16 protein-coding genes are annotated in these 16439 nt (G+C 64.3%); 6 read left to right on the forward strand and 10 right to left on the reverse strand.

Annotation, left to right across the window (positions count from 1 at the left end; genetic code table 11):
- Positions 1-99 precede the first annotated feature (99 nt).
- Positions 100-714: an alpha-ketoglutarate-dependent dioxygenase AlkB family protein gene (locus BXY53_RS12225; protein WP_119062280.1), complete on the reverse strand. Its 615-nt coding sequence runs from the start codon at positions 712-714 to the stop codon at positions 100-102.
- A gap of 276 nt (positions 715-990) precedes the next feature.
- On the opposite strand from BXY53_RS12225, the gene dnaK reads away from it, so the two are divergent.
- The 3 genes from dnaK (at position 991) to pyrF (ending at position 5165) form a co-directional block, all read left to right on the forward strand.
- A complete protein-coding gene (gene dnaK, locus BXY53_RS12230; RefSeq protein ID WP_119062363.1) occupies positions 991-2913 on the forward strand; it encodes a molecular chaperone DnaK in 1923 nt (640 codons plus the stop codon).
- Between the two features lie 344 nt (positions 2914-3257).
- Positions 3258-4400 (forward strand): molecular chaperone DnaJ, encoded by a 1143-nt coding sequence (gene dnaJ / locus BXY53_RS12235; RefSeq protein WP_119062281.1) that lies wholly within the window; start codon positions 3258-3260, stop codon positions 4398-4400.
- A 21-nt stretch (positions 4401-4421) separates the two neighbouring features.
- Positions 4422-5165 (forward strand): orotidine-5'-phosphate decarboxylase, encoded by a 744-nt coding sequence (gene pyrF, locus BXY53_RS12240; protein WP_119062282.1) that lies wholly within the window; start codon positions 4422-4424, stop codon positions 5163-5165.
- 2 nt (positions 5166-5167) lie between these two features.
- On the opposite strand, the gene BXY53_RS12245 is transcribed toward pyrF, so the two are convergent.
- The 8 genes from BXY53_RS12245 to BXY53_RS12280 form a co-directional block, all read right to left on the reverse strand.
- Complete coding sequence (locus BXY53_RS12245; RefSeq protein WP_119062283.1) at positions 5168-5890, reverse strand: TerC family protein; 723 nt, start codon at positions 5888-5890, stop codon at positions 5168-5170.
- Positions 5891-5956: 66 nt separating this feature from the next.
- The gene (locus BXY53_RS12250; protein WP_119062284.1) at positions 5957-6667 is read right to left on the reverse strand and encodes a CDP-alcohol phosphatidyltransferase family protein; all 711 of its coding nucleotides are present in this window, start codon (positions 6665-6667) and stop codon (positions 5957-5959) included.
- A gap of 36 nt (positions 6668-6703) precedes the next feature.
- Positions 6704-7018 carry a chorismate mutase gene (locus BXY53_RS12255; protein ID WP_119062285.1) on the reverse strand — a complete coding sequence of 105 codons (315 nt, stop codon included), beginning with the start codon at positions 7016-7018 and terminating at the stop codon, positions 6704-6706.
- Between the two features lie 48 nt (positions 7019-7066).
- Positions 7067-8569 carry an Asp-tRNA(Asn)/Glu-tRNA(Gln) amidotransferase subunit GatA gene (gene gatA / locus BXY53_RS12260; protein ID WP_119062286.1) on the reverse strand — a complete coding sequence of 501 codons (1503 nt, stop codon included), beginning with the start codon at positions 8567-8569 and terminating at the stop codon, positions 7067-7069.
- 2 nt (positions 8570-8571) lie between these two features.
- A complete protein-coding gene (gene gatC, locus BXY53_RS12265; RefSeq protein WP_119062287.1) occupies positions 8572-8859 on the reverse strand; it encodes an Asp-tRNA(Asn)/Glu-tRNA(Gln) amidotransferase subunit GatC in 288 nt (95 codons plus the stop codon).
- A 143-nt stretch (positions 8860-9002) separates the two neighbouring features.
- Positions 9003-9740, reverse strand: a complete 738-nt coding sequence (locus tag BXY53_RS12270; RefSeq protein ID WP_147361558.1) for a hypothetical protein — start codon at positions 9738-9740, stop codon at positions 9003-9005.
- Between the two features lie 79 nt (positions 9741-9819).
- Positions 9820-10521: a hypothetical protein gene (locus tag BXY53_RS12275; RefSeq protein WP_147361559.1), complete on the reverse strand. Its 702-nt coding sequence runs from the start codon at positions 10519-10521 to the stop codon at positions 9820-9822.
- A gap of 731 nt (positions 10522-11252) precedes the next feature.
- Positions 11253-11942 (reverse strand): metal-dependent hydrolase, encoded by a 690-nt coding sequence (locus BXY53_RS12280; protein WP_119062290.1) that lies wholly within the window; start codon positions 11940-11942, stop codon positions 11253-11255.
- Between the two features lie 119 nt (positions 11943-12061).
- On the opposite strand from BXY53_RS12280, the gene ruvX reads away from it, so the two are divergent.
- A complete protein-coding gene (gene ruvX, locus BXY53_RS12285; RefSeq protein WP_245410466.1) occupies positions 12062-12535 on the forward strand; it encodes a Holliday junction resolvase RuvX in 474 nt (157 codons plus the stop codon).
- A gap of 64 nt (positions 12536-12599) precedes the next feature.
- Complete coding sequence (locus BXY53_RS12290; RefSeq protein WP_170144444.1) at positions 12600-13529, forward strand: AEC family transporter; 930 nt, start codon at positions 12600-12602, stop codon at positions 13527-13529.
- 149 nt (positions 13530-13678) lie between these two features.
- On the opposite strand, the gene BXY53_RS12295 is transcribed toward BXY53_RS12290, so the two are convergent.
- A complete protein-coding gene (locus tag BXY53_RS12295; protein ID WP_119062365.1) occupies positions 13679-15376 on the reverse strand; it encodes an isovaleryl-CoA dehydrogenase in 1698 nt (565 codons plus the stop codon).
- Positions 15377-15479: 103 nt separating this feature from the next.
- On the opposite strand from BXY53_RS12295, the gene BXY53_RS12300 reads away from it, so the two are divergent.
- Positions 15480-16436 carry an aspartate carbamoyltransferase catalytic subunit gene (locus BXY53_RS12300; RefSeq protein ID WP_119062292.1) on the forward strand — a complete coding sequence of 319 codons (957 nt, stop codon included), beginning with the start codon at positions 15480-15482 and terminating at the stop codon, positions 16434-16436.
- Positions 16437-16439 lie beyond the last annotated feature (3 nt).

Genomic DNA, 16439 nt, shown 5'->3' on the forward strand with positions numbered 1-16439 from the left:
GACGCAGCTTCTTGTCATCACGGGGCCCAGCCCCGGCGATGCGAGTCCTATTGGGTGTCACGGAACCGAGCCCCGTAATGGCGACGAAATTCCCATTCCCTAGATATCCGGCTTGTGCACGCGCCGCATGGTGATGTTGATGCGCCCGCCCTCGGGCAGCAGGTCGCTCGATCCGGGGACAATGCGGTCGATGCCGTGGTAGGCGAGCCGCGATTCGCCACGCATCACCAGCACATCCCCGGACGCCAGCTCATAACGCTGCGTCGGCGCCTTGCGCGTTTTCCCGCCGACGCGGAACAGTCCGGTATCGCCAAGCGACACCGATACGATCGGCGCGGAGAAGTCTTCCTCGTCCCGGTCCTGGTGCAGCCCCATCTTCGCGCCCTGCCCATAGTAGTTGATGAGGCACGCTTCCGGCGGCGCTCCGCCGCCGACATCTTCCCAGATGTCCAGCAACATCTGCGGGATAGGCGGCCACGGCTTGCCCGTCTCGGGATGCACCGGCTCATAGCGATAGCCACCTTGCTTGTCCGCCAGCCATCCCAGCGGGCCGCAATTCGTCATCCGCACCGAAAACTGCCGGCCCGTACGTGGCATCCGCGGCACAAAAAGTGGCGCTTCGGCCACAACCGCTTGGATCGCCTGCAGCAGACGTGCTTGCGCGGCGGCGTCGAGGTACCCAACTCTGTGATCGATGGGCAAAGCCGTACTCATCGGTCGTCACAAACTTCTCGACATTGAAGATTTAACTGGCGGCCGCGGAGTATTGTCCCCAGGAACGCCCGGGACAACAAAATCAGGCGGCTTGCAGCACAGTTTGGCCCGGCATATATAACGCGGCAAAGTCGGGCGCTGTGGAATCGTATTGGGTGACGCCGGGGTCGGCTGATGCAGCGGCTTCGGCGTCGAGTCGGGTGCCACCAAACTTCCGCAATGGAGTATGGGCCCGGCGATTCGCTGGATCTCAGAGAACGATAAGGGTTGATGAGCATGTCGAAAGTGATTGGCATCGATCTCGGCACCACGAACTCGTGTGTGGCCGTAATGGAGGGTAAGAACCCGAAAGTCATCGAAAACGCTGAAGGATCGCGCACGACACCGTCGATGGTGGCTTTCACCGAAGAGGGCGAGACGCTTGTCGGCGTCCCGGCCAAGCGCCAGGCGGTGACGAATCCGGAAAACACCTTCTTCGCGATCAAGCGCCTGATCGGGCGGCGCTTCGATGACCCGACCGTCGAGAAGGACCAGAAGCTGGTTCCGTATCAGATTGTCAAGGCCGACAATGGCGACGCCTGGGTCGAGTCCCACGGCAAGAAGTATTCCCCGTCGCAGATCTCTGCCTTCGTGCTCCGCAAGATGAAGGAGACGGCAGAGAGCTATCTCGGCGAGAAAGTAGAGAAAGCCGTCATCACGGTGCCGGCCTACTTCAACGACGCCCAGCGCCAGGCCACCAAGGACGCGGGCAAGATCGCCGGGCTGGAAGTGCTGCGCATCATCAACGAGCCGACCGCGGCCTCGCTGGCCTATGGCCTCGACAAGAAGGAAGGCGAGCGCATTGCGGTCTATGACCTTGGCGGCGGCACGTTCGACATCTCCGTGCTGGAGATCGGCGACGGCGTTTTCGAGGTGAAGTCGACCAACGGCGATACCTTCCTCGGCGGCGAGGACTTCGACATGCGCCTGGTCGACTATCTCGCGGACGAGTTCAAGCGCGAGAACGGCATCGACCTGCGCAATGACCGTCTGGCACTCCAGCGCCTGAAAGAGGCTGCGGAAAAGGCGAAGGTCGAATTGTCCTCGACGCAGCAGACCGAGATCAACCTCCCGTTCATCACGGCCGACCAGTCGGGTCCGAAGCACCTGACCATGAAGGTGACGCGGGCCAAGCTGGAGAGCCTCGTCGATGACCTCATTCAGCGCACGATCGGCCCGTGCGAGGCTGCGCTGAAGGACGCCGGCGTGAAGCCGGGCGAGATCGACGAGGTGGTCCTTGTCGGCGGCATGACCCGCATGCCGAAGGTTCAGGAGACCGTGAAGTCGTTCTTCGGCAAGGAGCCGCACAAGGGCGTCAACCCGGACGAGGTTGTGGCCATCGGCGCGGCCATTCAGGCCGGCGTGCTGCAGGGCGACGTCAAGGACGTGCTGCTGCTCGACGTGACGCCACTGTCGCTGGGCATCGAGACGCTGGGGGGTGTGTTCACCCGTCTGATTGACCGGAATACGACAATTCCGACCAAGAAGAGCCAGGTGTTCTCGACCGCCGAGGACAATCAGAATGCCGTGACCATCCGCGTCTACCAGGGTGAGCGCGAGATGGCGGCGGACAACAAGCTGCTCGGTCAGTTCGACCTCGTCGGTATTCCGCCGGCGCCGCGCGGCGTCCCGCAGATCGAGGTCACCTTTGACATCGACGCCAACGGCATCGTCAACGTCTCCGCGAAGGACAAGGCGACCGGCAAGGAGCAATCCATCCGCATCCAGGCCTCTGGCGGTCTCACAGAGGAAGAGATCGAGCAGATGGTCAAGGACGCCGAATCCCACGCTGAAGAGGACAAGAAGCGCCGGGAGCTGATCGACGCGAAGAACCAGGCCGAAGCGCTGATCCACTCGACCGAGAAGAGCCTGTCCGACCTCGGCGATAAGGTCTCCGCGGAGGACAAGACCGCGGTCGAGAATGCTGTCTCCGAGTTGCGGACCGCGCTGGAAGGCGACGACAAGGAGGCCATCGAGGCCAAGACCCAGTCGCTGGCGCAAGTGTCCATGAAGCTCGGCGAAGCGATGTATCAGCAGTCCTCGGAGGAAAGTGAAGGCGGCGCCGCTGGCGGTGCCGAGCAAGCCTCCAGCGAGGGCGAAGGCGTCGTGGATGCCGACTTCGAGGAAGTCGACGACGACGAGAAGAAAAAGCGGGCATAACGCCTGAAGAACAGCGGCGCGGCCATCGGTCGCGCCGCTTTCGCGTTCTGACTAATCACGACGGGGCCGCTGAGCCGCCATGACGTCCAAACGGGCCACGATCTGTTCAGACGCGTTTGTTGGCTCCGGCAGCGGCGCGCGCTCAACTGGAAATACGCAACGTCACTTGACGGCGCGCTATCGCTGCGATGGCTCGTTGTTGATGCAGCAGACAGGCCGGCACCTCGGTGATCGACCTGCACGGGGGACACGGTTATCGTTCACAGGAGCGGACCAAGCTGAAGGTCAGCTTCCATAGCCCCTGCGCGGACGACGAAACGAGTTGACGAAAAGAGTGCGTCTTTATGGAAAAGCGCTGCTATTACAAGATTCTAGGCGTTTCGCGCGGAGCGAGTGACGACGAGATCAAGAAGGCGTTCCGTCGGCAGGCCAAGGCGCATCATCCGGATCGCAACCCGGACGACCCGGAGGCCGAGCGCCGCTTCGTCGAGGTCAACGAAGCCTATGACGTCCTGAGCGACCCGCAGAAGCGCGCAGCCTATGACCGCTTCGGTCACGCCGCCTTCGACGGCAGCGCTGGCGGGCCGCACGGGTTCGGCAGCGACTTTTCTGCTTCCATGTCGGACATCTTCGATGACCTGTTCGGCGAGTTCATGGGCGGCGGACGCCAGACGCGCCGGCGGCGCGGCCGGGAGCGCGGCGGTGATCTGCGCTACAACATGGAGATCACTCTGGGCGACGCTTATTTCGGCAAGCGCGCTGAAATCCGCGTTCCGACGTCCATCGCCTGCGAAGGCTGCTCGGGCACGGGCGCGGCCGGCGGCGCGCAACCCAGCGCCTGCGGGACCTGCGGCGGTATCGGGCGTGTGCGCGCCAGCCAGGGATTTTTCACGATCGAGCGCACCTGCCCGGCATGTCACGGGGCCGGCGAAGTGGTCGAGAACCCCTGCGCCGACTGCGGCGGCACCGGGCGCCAGACGCGCGAACGCACGCTGTCGGTGGAAATCCCACCCGGCGTAGAGGACGGCACGCGCATCCGCCTCGCCGGCGAAGGCGAAGCGGGGCTACGCGGCGGTCCGTCCGGCGATCTTTACATCTTTCTGTCGATCGAGCCGCATGAGCTTTTCCAACGCGACGGCGCGGACCTGTTCTGCCGCGTGCCGATACAGATGACGACAGCGGCGCTCGGCGGCCAGATCGAGGTGCCGACCATAAGCGGCGATAGTGCGCAAATCCGCATCCCTGAAGGCACGCAGTCTGGTCACGAGTTCCGCGTCCATGGCAAGGGGATGCCCGTGCTGCGCTCGAAGGCGACCGGCGATCTTTACGTCCAGGTCGAGGTCGAGACGCCCAAGAACCTGACTCGCAAGCAGAAGGAGTTGCTGCGCGAGTTCGCCAAGGGCTCCACGCAGAAGACCAGCCCGGAGGCCACTGGCTTCCTGTCGCGGGTCAAGGCCTTCTGGGAGCGTGTCGGGGATACCGGCTAACCCCTCAAGGGGGAACTGGACATGACCACCCCGGAAAACCTGGGACCAGGTGATGCGGCCCGCGCCGATGCCGCAGGGCGCCTTTTCGTGGCACTCGATCTGGCGTCCGTTGATGCGGCGCGGGCGCTGGTCGAGCAACTCAGCCCACCCATCACCAGCTTCAAGATCGGGCTTGAGCTGATTTATGCCGGCGGCATCGACCTTGCGCGCGAGTTGGCTGCGGGCGGGCATGAGGTCTTCCTCGATGCCAAGCTGCTCGACATTGGCAACACGGTCGAGCGCGCGACGGACCAGATTGCGGGACTTGGCGCGCGTTATCTCACCATTCATGCGACCGACACCAAGACGCTGACGGCCGCCGTTCGCGGCCGCGGCGCCAGCCCGCTGCGCCTGCTCGGGGTGACAGTGATGACGAATCTCGACTTCCGGGACCTGAGCGAGCAGGGCGTCACTCGCCCGCCGCGCGAGATGGTGCTGCATCGCGCGCGCCTCGCGCTGGACGCGGGGCTGGACGGCGTGATCGCCTCGCCTCAGGAGGCTGGCGCGCTGCGCGAAACCTTCGGCACCAGTCTCGAAATCGTCACACCGGGCGTCCGGCCGGCGGGCACGCAGGCGGGCGATCAGAGCCGCACCGCGACGCCAACCGACGCCATCGCCGCCGGCGCGGACAAGCTCGTCATCGGGCGGCCCATCACCGCCGCCGACGATCCGCCCGCCGCCGCAGGCAAGATCATCGACGAGATCGCGTTGGCGCTGGCCCGCTGACCTCAGGCGGTGCCCCCGCGCCGCGCCCGCCGGGCCAGCACGTTGAACACCTCGACCATGGCTGCAAAGCCCATCGCGAAGTAGACGTAGCCGCGCGGCACGTGGAAGCCCATCCCGTCGGCCACCAGCAGTACCCCGATCAGGATCAGGAAGCTCAGCGCCAGCATCTTGGTGGTGGGGTGCCGCTCGATGAAACGCGTCGCCGGCTCCGACGCGACAAACATCACCGCAATGGCGATCGTCACCGCGGCAATCATCACGCCGATATACTCGGTCATGCCGATGGCGGTAATGATGGAGTCGACCGAGAAAACCATGTCGATCACGGCGATCTGCGCGATAACCATGTAGAAGCCGGAATAAGCCACTCCGCCGCCTTCGTCCTTGTGGCCCTCGATCTCGCCGTGGATTTCCAGTGTCGCCTTCGCCAGCAGGAACAGCCCGCCGCCGAGCAGGATGATGTCGCGCCAGGAAATCTCGTGTCCGTAGACCACGAACTCCGGCTCGCGCAGCGCGATGAGATAGGTCAGCCCGAACAGCATTATGATGCGGAACAGGAGCGCGAGACCCAGCCCGATCGCTCGGGCCTTCGCCTGCTGATGCTCGGGGAGACGGGACGCCAGCACGGAGATGAAAACCAGGTTATCGATGCCGAGCACAACCTCCATCGCCGTCAGGGTCAGAAGGCTGGCCCACACATTCGTGTCGGCGAGAATTTCAATCATTGTGTGCCCCTTTTTTTCCGGATCGGGCGATGAAAAATCAATGGCGCGTTATCGGCTGCGCGCCGCTTAATGCGTTTCGTTGAGCGCTGCCAGGCCCGCCGTACGTGTCAGGCTCAGGGCGATGTAATAAACCGCTGCGCCCGCAAAAATCACCTGCGTGACCAGATCGCCGGGGAAGCCGCGCAGGAGAACGGCGATCGCGGCGACCGACCATATCGCGGTGACGGTCAGTGTCACCCACCGGAAAGCCCGGACCCGCACCGGATGCCCCCATTTCAGCGGAACGAATGTCAGCACCGAAAACAGCGCCACCCCGGCGAGCACCAGTTCCGGCGCCGGCTGCAGCACAAAGGCATAGAGCAGGAAGAGGTTCCACAGCGCCGGGAAGCCAACGAAAAAGCCATCCGTCGTCTTGCTATGGTTATCAGCGAAATGAAACAACGAGGTGAGCATGATTGCGCCAGCCGCAATACCTGAAAAGCCCGCCGGCACAAGGTCTGCCTCATAGAGCATGAAGGCCGGCACGATGACATAGGTCATGTAATCGATGACGAGATCCAGGCTCTCGCCGGAGATGCGAGGCAGCGTCTGCTTGACGTAGAAATACCGGGCCAGCGGACCATCCAGCCCGTCGACAAGCAGAGCGGCGCCGAGCCAGAGGAACGCCGTTTCGAAAGCACCGCGCGCCGTGGCGGTCAGCGCAAAGAAACCGAGAACCGCCCCGGTCGCCGTAAAAATGTGAACCGCAGCGGCCGGCCAGATGCTGCGCTGTTTCATTCGCCCTGCTCCTCTTCAGCGGCCGGCGCTGGCCCATCATGTGGGTTCGCCGCGCTCGCGCCTGAGGCGCTGCTCCTCGTACTGGATGAACCAGCCGATCATCTGACGCCACAGCGCCTCGGCCAGTTCCGGCGGCAGGCCGCGGTCACGGGCGCGTGCCTCGACTTTGTCGATCACCTCCTGGATGCGCCACGGCACCGTCGCTTCTTCCGGGCGGGATTTGAGCTGCCACGCGCGGTCGACATAGGTGAAGCGCTGGGCGATCAGGTCGACGAGCGCGTCGTCGATCCGGTCGATCTCGGCGCGCACCTGTTCCATATTCTGACAGTCTTCCGGCCGTTTGGTGCTCATCGCCGTCGCCCTCGTCCGCTCGTTTCCTACTTGCCTTGAAAGCGTGGCTCACGCTTTTGACTTGGCCCACCAGTTCCGCGGCGCCGGGAACATCCCTGCAGCATCCTCGATCACCTGCCCCGCGCGCAGCATCGTCGCCTCGTCGTAGGGTCGGCCGATGAGCTGCAGCCCCAGCGGCAGCCCGCTCTCCGTCAGGCCGGCAGGCACCGACAAACCGGGCAGCCCCGCCATGTTGATCGGCACTGTGAAGATGTCATTCAGATACATCTCCACTGGGTCCTGCTTTTCATTAATGCCGAAGGCCGGGCCCGGCGTCGTCGGGGTGAGCATAACGTCGACATCCTCGAAGGCGGTGTCGAAATCCTGCTTGATCAGCGTGCGGACCTTCTGCGCCTTCAGGTAATAGGCGTCATAATAGCCAGCCGAGAGCACGTAGGTGCCCATCAGGATCCGGCGCTTGACCTCCGCTCCGAAGCCTTCCGCGCGCGTGCGCTCGTACATGTCGATCAGGTCGTTGCCGTCGACGCGCAGGCCGTAGCGAACGCCATCGTAGCGGGCGAGATTCGAGGAGGCTTCGGCCGGGGCAATGATGTAGTAGGCCGGCAGCGCATAGCGCATGTGGGGGAGGCTGACTTCCTTGATCTCGGCGCCAGCATCGCGGAACCATTCGATCCCCTTCTCCCAAAGCGCGACCATCTCCGCCGACATGCCGTCGAGGCGGTATTCCTTCGGAACGCCGACCCTCAGCCCTTTGACCGTTTCGTCGAGCGCCGCCTCGAAGTCCGGCACATCGACCGGCGCGCTGGTCGAGTCCTTGGGATCATGCCCGCAGATCTCGCGCAGAAGGATGGCGCTGTCCTTGACCGTGCGGGTTATCACCCCCGCCTGGTCGAGAGAGGAAGCGAAGGCGACCATGCCCCAGCGTGAACAGCGGCCATAAGTCGGCTTCACGCCCACCGTGCCGGTGAGGGCCGCGGGTTGACGGATCGATCCGCCGGTGTCCGACGCCGTCGCGCCGAGGCAGAACCGCGCCGCAACCGCCGCCGCCGAGCCGCCGGACGAGCCGCCCGGCACCAGCTTCTTGCGCTTGCCCTTCGCCCGCCACGGGTTCACGCAGGGGCCGCGCGCGCTGCTCTCGTTCGACGAGCCCATGGCGAACTCGTCCATGTTGAGTTTGCCGAGCATGACCGCGCCAGAGTCCCACAGCTTTTGCGTGACAGTCGACTCGTAGGGCGGCTGGAAGCCTTTGAGAATGTTGGAGCAGGCGGTTGAGTGCACATCCCGCGTACAGAACAGGTCCTTGATGCCGAGCGGAACGCCTTCCAGCGGACGGGCCTCGCCACGTCCGATCCGCGCGTCCGATTCCTCGGCCATCGCCAACGCCTTCTCCAGCGTCACCTCGATGAAGGCGTTAAGCTGCTCGTTGCCTGCCGCGATGGCCTCCAGATGCGCGCGCGTCAGGTCAACCGAGCTCAGTGATTTGGACTGCAGCGCGTCGCGCGCCTCGGTCAGCGTCAGGTCGGTGGGATTGGTCGTCTTCGTTTTGGGCATGCCTACTCCACGACCTTGGGCACGACGAAGAAGCCGTCTTCCGTCATCGGGGCATTACGGAGGATGTCGTCCTGGCAGCCGCCCGCCGTGACCTCGTCAGTGCGCCATGGCAGCGTCAGGTCGCCGATGCGGGTCAGGGGGGCGACATTTTCCGTGTCGACCTCGCCGAGCTGGTCCACCCAGTCGAGGATCGCGGTGAGTTCGCGCTCCAGGTTCGCGGCTTCCTGTTTGCCAATCTTTATGCGCGCCAACCGGGCGATATGGCGCACCGTGGCCTCATCGATCTGCATTGGCTGTCTGATCCGATTTGTGAAAAAGCGTTTCGCGCCCGCTGTCCGGGACGTTTCGCCTGTCTTAGCGTTCCCCGCGCCAAAGCGCAACACGGGCCGCGCGGTGCACGCCCGATACGGACAATACCGGGCCAGGGACAAGCTCACCGGCCGCCGGTGAGCGGAAGGGAATACCACAGGCGCATTGGCCAGTGCTCCTCTTCCGGGCTTTCCGGCGGCGATGGGGTCTTCGCGATGGTCGTCGTCTGCAGTGCACTGCCGGAGGGCGCGGCCGCCTTTTTCGGCTGCCCGAAAGGTCTTCGTGACGGCGCAGGCGGTATAACGGTCCGTGCAGTGGCGGATCCCGCCTGCTGAGGTTTCTTGTTCTCTGGGGTAGCGGCATCCGCCTTCGCCGTTACGGGCCTTATGGCGATATTGACGAAGCGCCAGCGCCCGCCGACGCGCTGATAGGTGAAATCGAAGGCGATGCGCCGGGGCTGCCCCGGGATGTAGCCCTTCAGGACGAGAAACTTGTTGCGGACGATGAGCGGCTTCTCCCGGAACTTCGGAAGGGCAAGGAGCGCGCGGCCAAGGTCTGCCTTCTGCTTGCGCAAGGGCGCGAAATAGTTGGCGAGGTCGAGAAGAGACATGGACGAGCGCAGCGACGGCGCGGCCAGATCGCGGAAGACCGCATAGTTGCCCGAAACATTCGCCTGATGAACCGCGGCGAAGGTTTCGCGGACGAGCCGGACGATGCGGCGCGCATCGGCGTCCGACCGTATAGCTGGCCTGCGCGCCTTTGCGTTTGCCTGCTGCTCTTGCGCGAAGGCGGGCGTCTCAGGCGTCAAAAACGCGTAAGACATGCAGACGAGCAGCGCCGCAATGAAAGAACGAGATACCATCACAGGACCATAACAGCCGAGGAGAGCAAGAGGGGCCGCCACGGGGGCGGCCCCATCCCTGGCAACACCCCGCTACCCGTTACCAGGTGACTTGCGCGCCGACGCGGCCGCCGACAGTATCCTTGTCGAGACCGAAGCCGACGCCGCCAGCGATGGCGAGCCGGTCGCCACCGCCGAAGAGGTCATGTCCGAGGACGCCCGTCGCGGCGATGCCGAGCGCGTTGGAGCTTTCAAAGCCGCCCCAGTTGACGGACATGCCGAAGGTCTCGTTCCCGACGAGGTCCGGGTTCTGCAGGGCCAGCGCGATGGCCACGCCTTCCTGGTTTTCGTTGACCCGGTCACGGACGCCCGGAGACAGCTTGCCCCAGGTGACGGCGTCGTCGGCGATCTTGTCGGTGGTCACCGCGCCGTCCTGGATCGCGTCGGTGTCGACCGCGTTGTTTGCGAGCTCATTCGCTGTGACGGAATCGGTCCCGAGATCGTCGCTCGTGATCGTGCCGTCGGCGATTTCATTTGTTGTCACCGCATCCGTCTGGATGTCCCCGCTCGTGATCGAGTCCGTACAGTCGACTGCGACGTTGTCGCCATCCGGATTGGTTGTCGCATCCCTCAATTCACCGAAAGTCCCAACGGTTGTATCTGGATCATCCGACGTGTTGACAATCGCACATTGCGCCGCCGCTTCATTCGGCGTCGCGACCATCCCGACCCCGAGCGCCACCGCGCCAGCCGCTGCCAGCGCCATGGCCCTCTTGCTGCAAAGCCATTTGAATATTGTCATCCTCACTTCTCCTGTTGTCCTGAACGCCTGTCAGGTGCGCCCGCATCAAGCACGGGCCAGTGAAAGGCGGGTTCAGGCTCCGCCCAGCCGGGCATTCGCCGAGTGGGCGAAGGGCGCCTGTCGCACCCGCATTGGTTGTGTTTTTATGAGAATGCTCGCTAAAAGGGAAGTGCAAAACGCCTGCAATCTGGGCGTGTAGGCGCCACACAAACTGATTAGGGGCGTTTTGGCGCGTATCGTGTTTTTCCTGCAACGCCGGACTGCCCGCGCCATCGGCTTCGCATTGATCACCGGTCTGCGCGCGCAACGATTGGCGGCGACCGCTGCCATCAGGCGACTCAACGCTGCTGCTCAGCAAAAATGATAAAGGGGCCGCCGGAACGGCGACCCCTTCCCCCGGTAACACCCCGCTCGGAGTTGGTGGGATTCAACTCGGATCGAGGCGGCCGCCTTTTCGTGCTCCGGCCGAAGTCGAGAACCGCCGGCGAAAACGTAGCCCTCGACACATTGACCGAAAGCGCGACCGGAAGGGCAGTTCCGGCCCCGCAGCACCAGCGGCAGGTGTTGTTGTATAACGGATCGCGTAAAAAGGGAAGAAAAGAATTATTACAATCTAGGGGTGTAGTGCTCGCACAAATCGATTAGACGGCGAGCTGTGTCATTGTGGACACAGGTGCCTGGCCATCCCTGGCGGGCGCGGGCCGGACGCTTGCCGGCCCCCGCCGCGCAGCTTACAGCGCCACATCCCCGCCGATCTCCGGCACGACCACGTTCTGCCCTTCCATCTGCGCCTGAAACTTCGAGGGGTCGGGGTCGATGATCGGGAAGGTGCCGTAGTGGATCGGTACGACGGTGCGGAAGTTGAAATAGCGCTTGCAAGCCATCGCGGCGGTCTTCGCGCCCATCGTGAAGCGGTCGCCGATCGGGACGAGGCCGACGGTCGGCGCGAACACCTCGTTGATGAGCGCCATGTCGGAGAAGATCTCGGTGTCGCCCATGTGATAGATGCTCTCGCCCTCCGCGCGGATGACCACGCCGCAGGCTGCGCCGAGATAGACCGGCTTGCCGTCGATCATGGTCGCGGAGGAGTGGAACGCCTTGACGAAGGACACATCGAAGCCGTCCTGCGCCAGCGTTCCGCCAGGGTTGGCCGGGTCGATGTTCTCGATGCCCTTCGCGTTCATGTAGAGCGCCAGCTCATAGACCGCGATCAGCTTCGCGCCCGTCTTCTGACAGATGTCAAAGGCGTCGCCGGTGTGGTCGTCATGGCCATGGGTCAGCACGACATGGGTGCAGCCCTGGGCAGCGTCGTCCACCGAGCCGGTGAATTTGTCGTTGCCGGAGAGGAAAGGATCGATGAGGATGACGTTGGAACCCGTTTCGAGTCTGAACGCGGAATGTCCGAGCCAGGTGAGTTTCATGCTTGGCCTCCATTTTCAGTAATTGGCCGGTTGCGCGAGGGTCGATACGCGGCGCAGTATAAATCGCACAGGCGCCGCCTCAACACGAGAGCCTTGGCGCAAGAAACCAGCCAGAACCGATGCCCAGCGCCAACGCCATGACCGTCGAGGAGTTCCAGGCCGCCCTGCCTGCTGGCGCGCGGCTGATCGGACTGGACCTCGGCACCAAGACCATCGGCGTGGCCGTGTCAGACGTGAACCGCAGCGTGGCCACGTCACTGGAAACGATAAAGCGCACAAGGTTCCGCGACGATCTCGCCCGGCTGAATGACATCGTCGCGCACTACGAAGTGGGCGGCGTCGTGATCGGCCTGCCGCTCAACATGGACGGCTCGGAAGGCCCGCGCGCGCAATCCGCCCGCGCCTATGCCCGCAATCTGGAGGCAGCAACGGGCTTGCCCGTCCTGCTGTGGGACGAGCGGCTGTCCACCGTCGCCGCCGAGCGCGCCCTGCTCGCCGCCGATGCCTCGCGCAAGCGCCGCGCCGAGATCATCGACAAGGTCGCGGCCGCATATATATTGCAGGGCGTGCTCGACAGGCTCCAGAACCTCTAAGGGCGGAAGCAGCTATGCGCTCAAGGGGTTGGCCCCGCACGGCCGGCGCGGCATAAAGGCGCGCATGCTCACCACCTTGAACGCCATCGCGCCGATCTTCCTCATCATCATCACCGGCAACCTGCTCAAGCGAGTCCGGCTGGTGCCCGACGACATGTGGCCGGTCGTTGAGCATATCTGCTTCTACATTCTCATGCCGTTCCTGATCATCCGCACTTTGGCGCGGGCTGATCTCGGAGCGATCCCGATCACGAATTTCGCCATCGCCATCACCGGCGGTGTCATCGGCATGGCGCTCCTGCTGCTGCTCCTGCAGCCGGTCACCGCGCGCCGCTTCGGCATTTCCGGGCCGACGTTCACGAGCATCTTCCAGGGCGCGACGCGCTTTCACGGCTTCATGGCGCTGGCGATCGTCGGCTCGCTCTATGGCGATGAAGGCGTCGCGCTCAGCGGCATCGCCATTGGCGTGATGGTGCCGCTCATCAACATACTGAACGTTGCCGTTCTGACCATCTTCGGGGAAGCGGAAGCAAAGCCGGACTGGACCACGGTCATCCTGAAGATCGCCAGCAATCCGCTGATCGTTGCCTGCATCATCGGCTTCGCGCTGAACATTACCGGCGTCCCCGACTTCATCTATGGCGCGATCGACATCATCGGCGACGGCGGGCTGGGTCTGGCGCTGCTTGCGGTGGGCGCGGGTCTAAGCATCGGGCAGGCGATGGAAACCAAGATGCTGGTCGCGGTCGGCGTCTTGATGCGGCTGCTCGGAATGCCGCTGCTGGTGGTGCTGCTATGCTGGATCGTCGGGCTCGACGGGCTGGCCCGCACCATCGCGATCATCACCGGGGCTGTACCGACCGCCTCCTCGTCCTATGTCATGGCCCGGCAGATGGGCGGCGATGCCGCGCTGATGGCGAACATCATGACGGTGCAGGTGCTGTTCGCCGCCGTGACGCTGCCGCTGTTCGTCTTCATCGCGGAAAACCTGTAGACACCGATGCGCCCTGCTCGCTAGCGCGTCGTCCGATCAGCTTGAGCCACGTCATGCCCGTGCTTGACACGGGCATCCATCAACTGGAATCCGCTAATCCGTTGATTTGATTGCCAGATCAAGTCCGGCAATGACGCCCGTTGTATATTTCAGTCTGTTTGGTCAGTGCCCTTTGTCGCCGGCACGACCCCGGCGAGGATCGCGCGGGCATCACCATGGGCCGGGCCTGCCGCAAAGGTATAGCCGGAAGCCCCCGCCAACCGCGAGGCGATGAACGCATCCGCGACCGCCGACGGCGCATGCTGGTGCATTTCGCACGCCGCGCCGACCAGCGCGAGGGTCTCGGTGAGATGGCGCCCATCGGCCTCGGCCGGCGCACCCAGCACCTGCTTGAGCGTCTCGACCGCCGCGATCAGCCGCGGCTCGCCCGCCGCTTCCTTCGCGAACCGCTCGGCCACGCGCGCCGCCGCCTCCGGGCTGCGCTGCAGAACCCGAAGAACATCCAGGCACATCACATTGCCCGAGCCTTCCCAGATCGCGTTGACCGGCGCTTCCCGATAGGCGCGCGCCAGTAGCCCCTCCTCGACATAGCCATTGCCGCCCAGGCACTCCATCGCTTCGTACAGGAACGGCGGCGCGGCCTTGCACACCCAGTACTTGATGACCGGCGTCATCAGCCGGCGATAGGCGGCTTCGTCCTCATCCTCTGCCGCCCGGTCGAAGCTGCCGGCCAGCCTCATCGCCAGCATCATTGCGGCCTCCGCATCCAGCGCCAGCTCCGCCAGCACGCGGGTCATCATCGGCTGGTCGATCAGCTTCTTCTGGAACACGGTGCGATGCGCGCAGTGCCGCGCGGCCACCTCCAGCCCCAGCCGCATCAGTCCGGCCGAGCCGAGCGCGCAGTCCAGCCGCGTATACGTCACCATCTCGATGATCGCGGGCACACCGCGGCCTTCTTCTCCGACCAGCCAGCCATGCGCGCCGACGAACTCGGCCTCCGACGACGCATTCGAGCGGTTGCCGAGCTTGTCCTTGAGTCGCTGAAGGCGGATGGCGTTGCGTGACCCGTCCGGCAACACGCGCGGCACGAGGAAGCAGGAGAGCCCGCCCGGCGCCTGCGCGAGCACAAAGAACGCATCCGACATCGGCGCGGACATGAACCATTTGTGCCCGGTCAGGCGGAAGGTGCCATCACCGGTTGGCTCCGCGCGGGTCGTGTTGGTGCGCACATCGGTCCCGCCCTGCTTCTCGGTCATGCCCATGCCGAACTTGACCGCGCGCTTTTCGGCCAGCGGCGCAAGCTCCGGCTCATAATCGCGCGCGACAATCTTCGGCAGCCACTCCCGCGCAAGCTCCGGGTTCAGCAGCAGCGTGGGGATGCTCGCATGTGTCATGGTGATCGGGCAGCAATGCCCGGCCTCGGCCTGCGCCATCATATAGAAGCCCGCCGCGCGGGCCACGGCCTCGCCCGGCCAGCGCTCGCGCCCCTGGCTAAAATGCTCCCAGGAACGCGCGTGCAGCCCGTATTCGGACGAGAGCTGCATCAGCGCATGATAATGCGGGTGGTACTCGACCTCGTCGATGCGCCGGCCCTTCTGGTCGAACGTGCGCAGCTTTGGTGGGTTCTCGTTCGCGCGCCGCCCCCATTCCAGTACCTCCGCACTTCCAGCCCGACGCCCGAGCGCCGCCAGTTCTTCAGCGGCCCAGCCTGCGCCCTCGCGCGCCAGCGCCGCGCGCAGGCCCGGATTGGCCGCGAACAAATCGACATCGGCGAAGACCGGACTCTGGTTGAAAACCTCATGCGTTTCGGTCGCTGTCCCGATTTCGGTCACGGCTTCGACCGACATGGTGTTCCTCCATTCGCGCAGGGCGGATTTGTTCATTCATTTGTGCGCGCGGGCTCACATCTCATTGCCGAGCCGGGCGGAGAGGCGTATAACTCGGGCTTTAATGAAACACGCGCCGTCCGCCCCCTCACACACCTTTTCGCACCGCCAGCTTCTGGGCATCGAAGGCCTTGCGGTCCCGGACATCCTCTACCTGCTCGACTGCGCCGAGCGGGAGTATAACGGCAGTCACGAGCTTGGCCGAAAGCGTGACACACTGCGCGGGCGCACTCAAATCAATCTGTTCTTCGAATCCTCCACGCGCACGCAAAGCTCGTTCGAGCTGGCCGGCAAGCGCCTTGGCGCGGACGTGATGAACATGTCAGTGCCGACCTCCTCGGTGCAGAAGGGTGAGACGCTGGTGGACACCGCCATCACCCTGAACGCCATGAAAACCGATCTGCTCGTCGTGCGCCACCGGGCGGCGGGCGCCGCGGCGCTGCTGGCGCAGAAGGTCGAATGCGCGGTCATCAACGCCGGCGACGGCGCGCATGAGCACCCGACACAGGCGCTGCTTGATGCGCTCACGATCCGCCATCACAAGGGACGCATTGAAGGGCTGACGATCGCCATCTGCGGCGACATTCTGCACTCGCGTGTAGCGCGCTCTAACGTCACGCTGTTCAACAAGCTCGGCGCGCGCGTTCGGCTCGTCGCGCCCTCCACGCTGATGCCGCCAGCGGCGGACAAGCTCGGCGCGGAGCTCTACACGCGCATGGAGGACGGGCTGAAGGACTGCGACATCGTGATGATGCTGCGACTGCAACGCGAGCGAATGCGCCAGTCCTATGTGCCCTCGCGTCGCGAATATTTCCACTTCTTCGGCCTCGACCACGCCAAGCTGGCCTATGCCAAACCCGACGCGCTCATCATGCATCCCGGCCCCATGAACCGCGGTATCGAGATCGACTCCGGCGTCGCCGACGATGCTCGCAGCGTCATCCAGGAGCAGGTCGAGATGGGCGTTGCGGTCCGCATGGCCGTGCTCCAGGCGCTCGCCGAAAACCTTTCCCACCGATAAAGG

The sequence above is a fragment of the Dichotomicrobium thermohalophilum genome, assembly GCF_003550175.1.
GTDB lineage: Bacteria > Pseudomonadota > Alphaproteobacteria > Rhizobiales > Rhodomicrobiaceae > Dichotomicrobium > Dichotomicrobium thermohalophilum.

Coding starts and splice junctions, on each gene's coding strand:
- BXY53_RS12225 (WP_119062280.1), bottom strand. CDS start 714: ATGAGTACGGCTTTGCCCATCGATCACAGAGTTGGGTACCTCGACGCC.
- gatC (WP_119062287.1), bottom strand. CDS start 8,859: ATGCAGATCGATGAGGCCACGGTGCGCCATATCGCCCGGTTGGCGCGC.
- BXY53_RS12250 (WP_119062284.1), bottom strand. CDS start 6,667: ATGAAACAGCGCAGCATCTGGCCGGCCGCTGCGGTTCACATTTTTACG.
- BXY53_RS12280 (WP_119062290.1), bottom strand. CDS start 11,942: ATGAAACTCACCTGGCTCGGACATTCCGCGTTCAGACTCGAAACGGGT.
- ruvX (WP_245410466.1), top strand. CDS start 12,062: ATGCCCAGCGCCAACGCCATGACCGTCGAGGAGTTCCAGGCCGCCCTG.
- pyrF (WP_119062282.1), top strand. CDS start 4,422: ATGACCACCCCGGAAAACCTGGGACCAGGTGATGCGGCCCGCGCCGAT.
- BXY53_RS12275 (WP_147361559.1), bottom strand. CDS start 10,521: ATGACAATATTCAAATGGCTTTGCAGCAAGAGGGCCATGGCGCTGGCA.
- gatA (WP_119062286.1), bottom strand. CDS start 8,569: ATGCCCAAAACGAAGACGACCAATCCCACCGACCTGACGCTGACCGAG.
- dnaK (WP_119062363.1), top strand. CDS start 991: ATGTCGAAAGTGATTGGCATCGATCTCGGCACCACGAACTCGTGTGTG.
- BXY53_RS12300 (WP_119062292.1), top strand. CDS start 15,480: ATGAAACACGCGCCGTCCGCCCCCTCACACACCTTTTCGCACCGCCAG.
- BXY53_RS12290 (WP_170144444.1), top strand. CDS start 12,600: ATGCTCACCACCTTGAACGCCATCGCGCCGATCTTCCTCATCATCATC.
- BXY53_RS12295 (WP_119062365.1), bottom strand. CDS start 15,376: ATGTCGGTCGAAGCCGTGACCGAAATCGGGACAGCGACCGAAACGCAT.
- dnaJ (WP_119062281.1), top strand. CDS start 3,258: ATGGAAAAGCGCTGCTATTACAAGATTCTAGGCGTTTCGCGCGGAGCG.
- BXY53_RS12245 (WP_119062283.1), bottom strand. CDS start 5,890: ATGATTGAAATTCTCGCCGACACGAATGTGTGGGCCAGCCTTCTGACC.
- BXY53_RS12255 (WP_119062285.1), bottom strand. CDS start 7,018: ATGAGCACCAAACGGCCGGAAGACTGTCAGAATATGGAACAGGTGCGC.
- BXY53_RS12270 (WP_147361558.1), bottom strand. CDS start 9,740: ATGGTATCTCGTTCTTTCATTGCGGCGCTGCTCGTCTGCATGTCTTAC.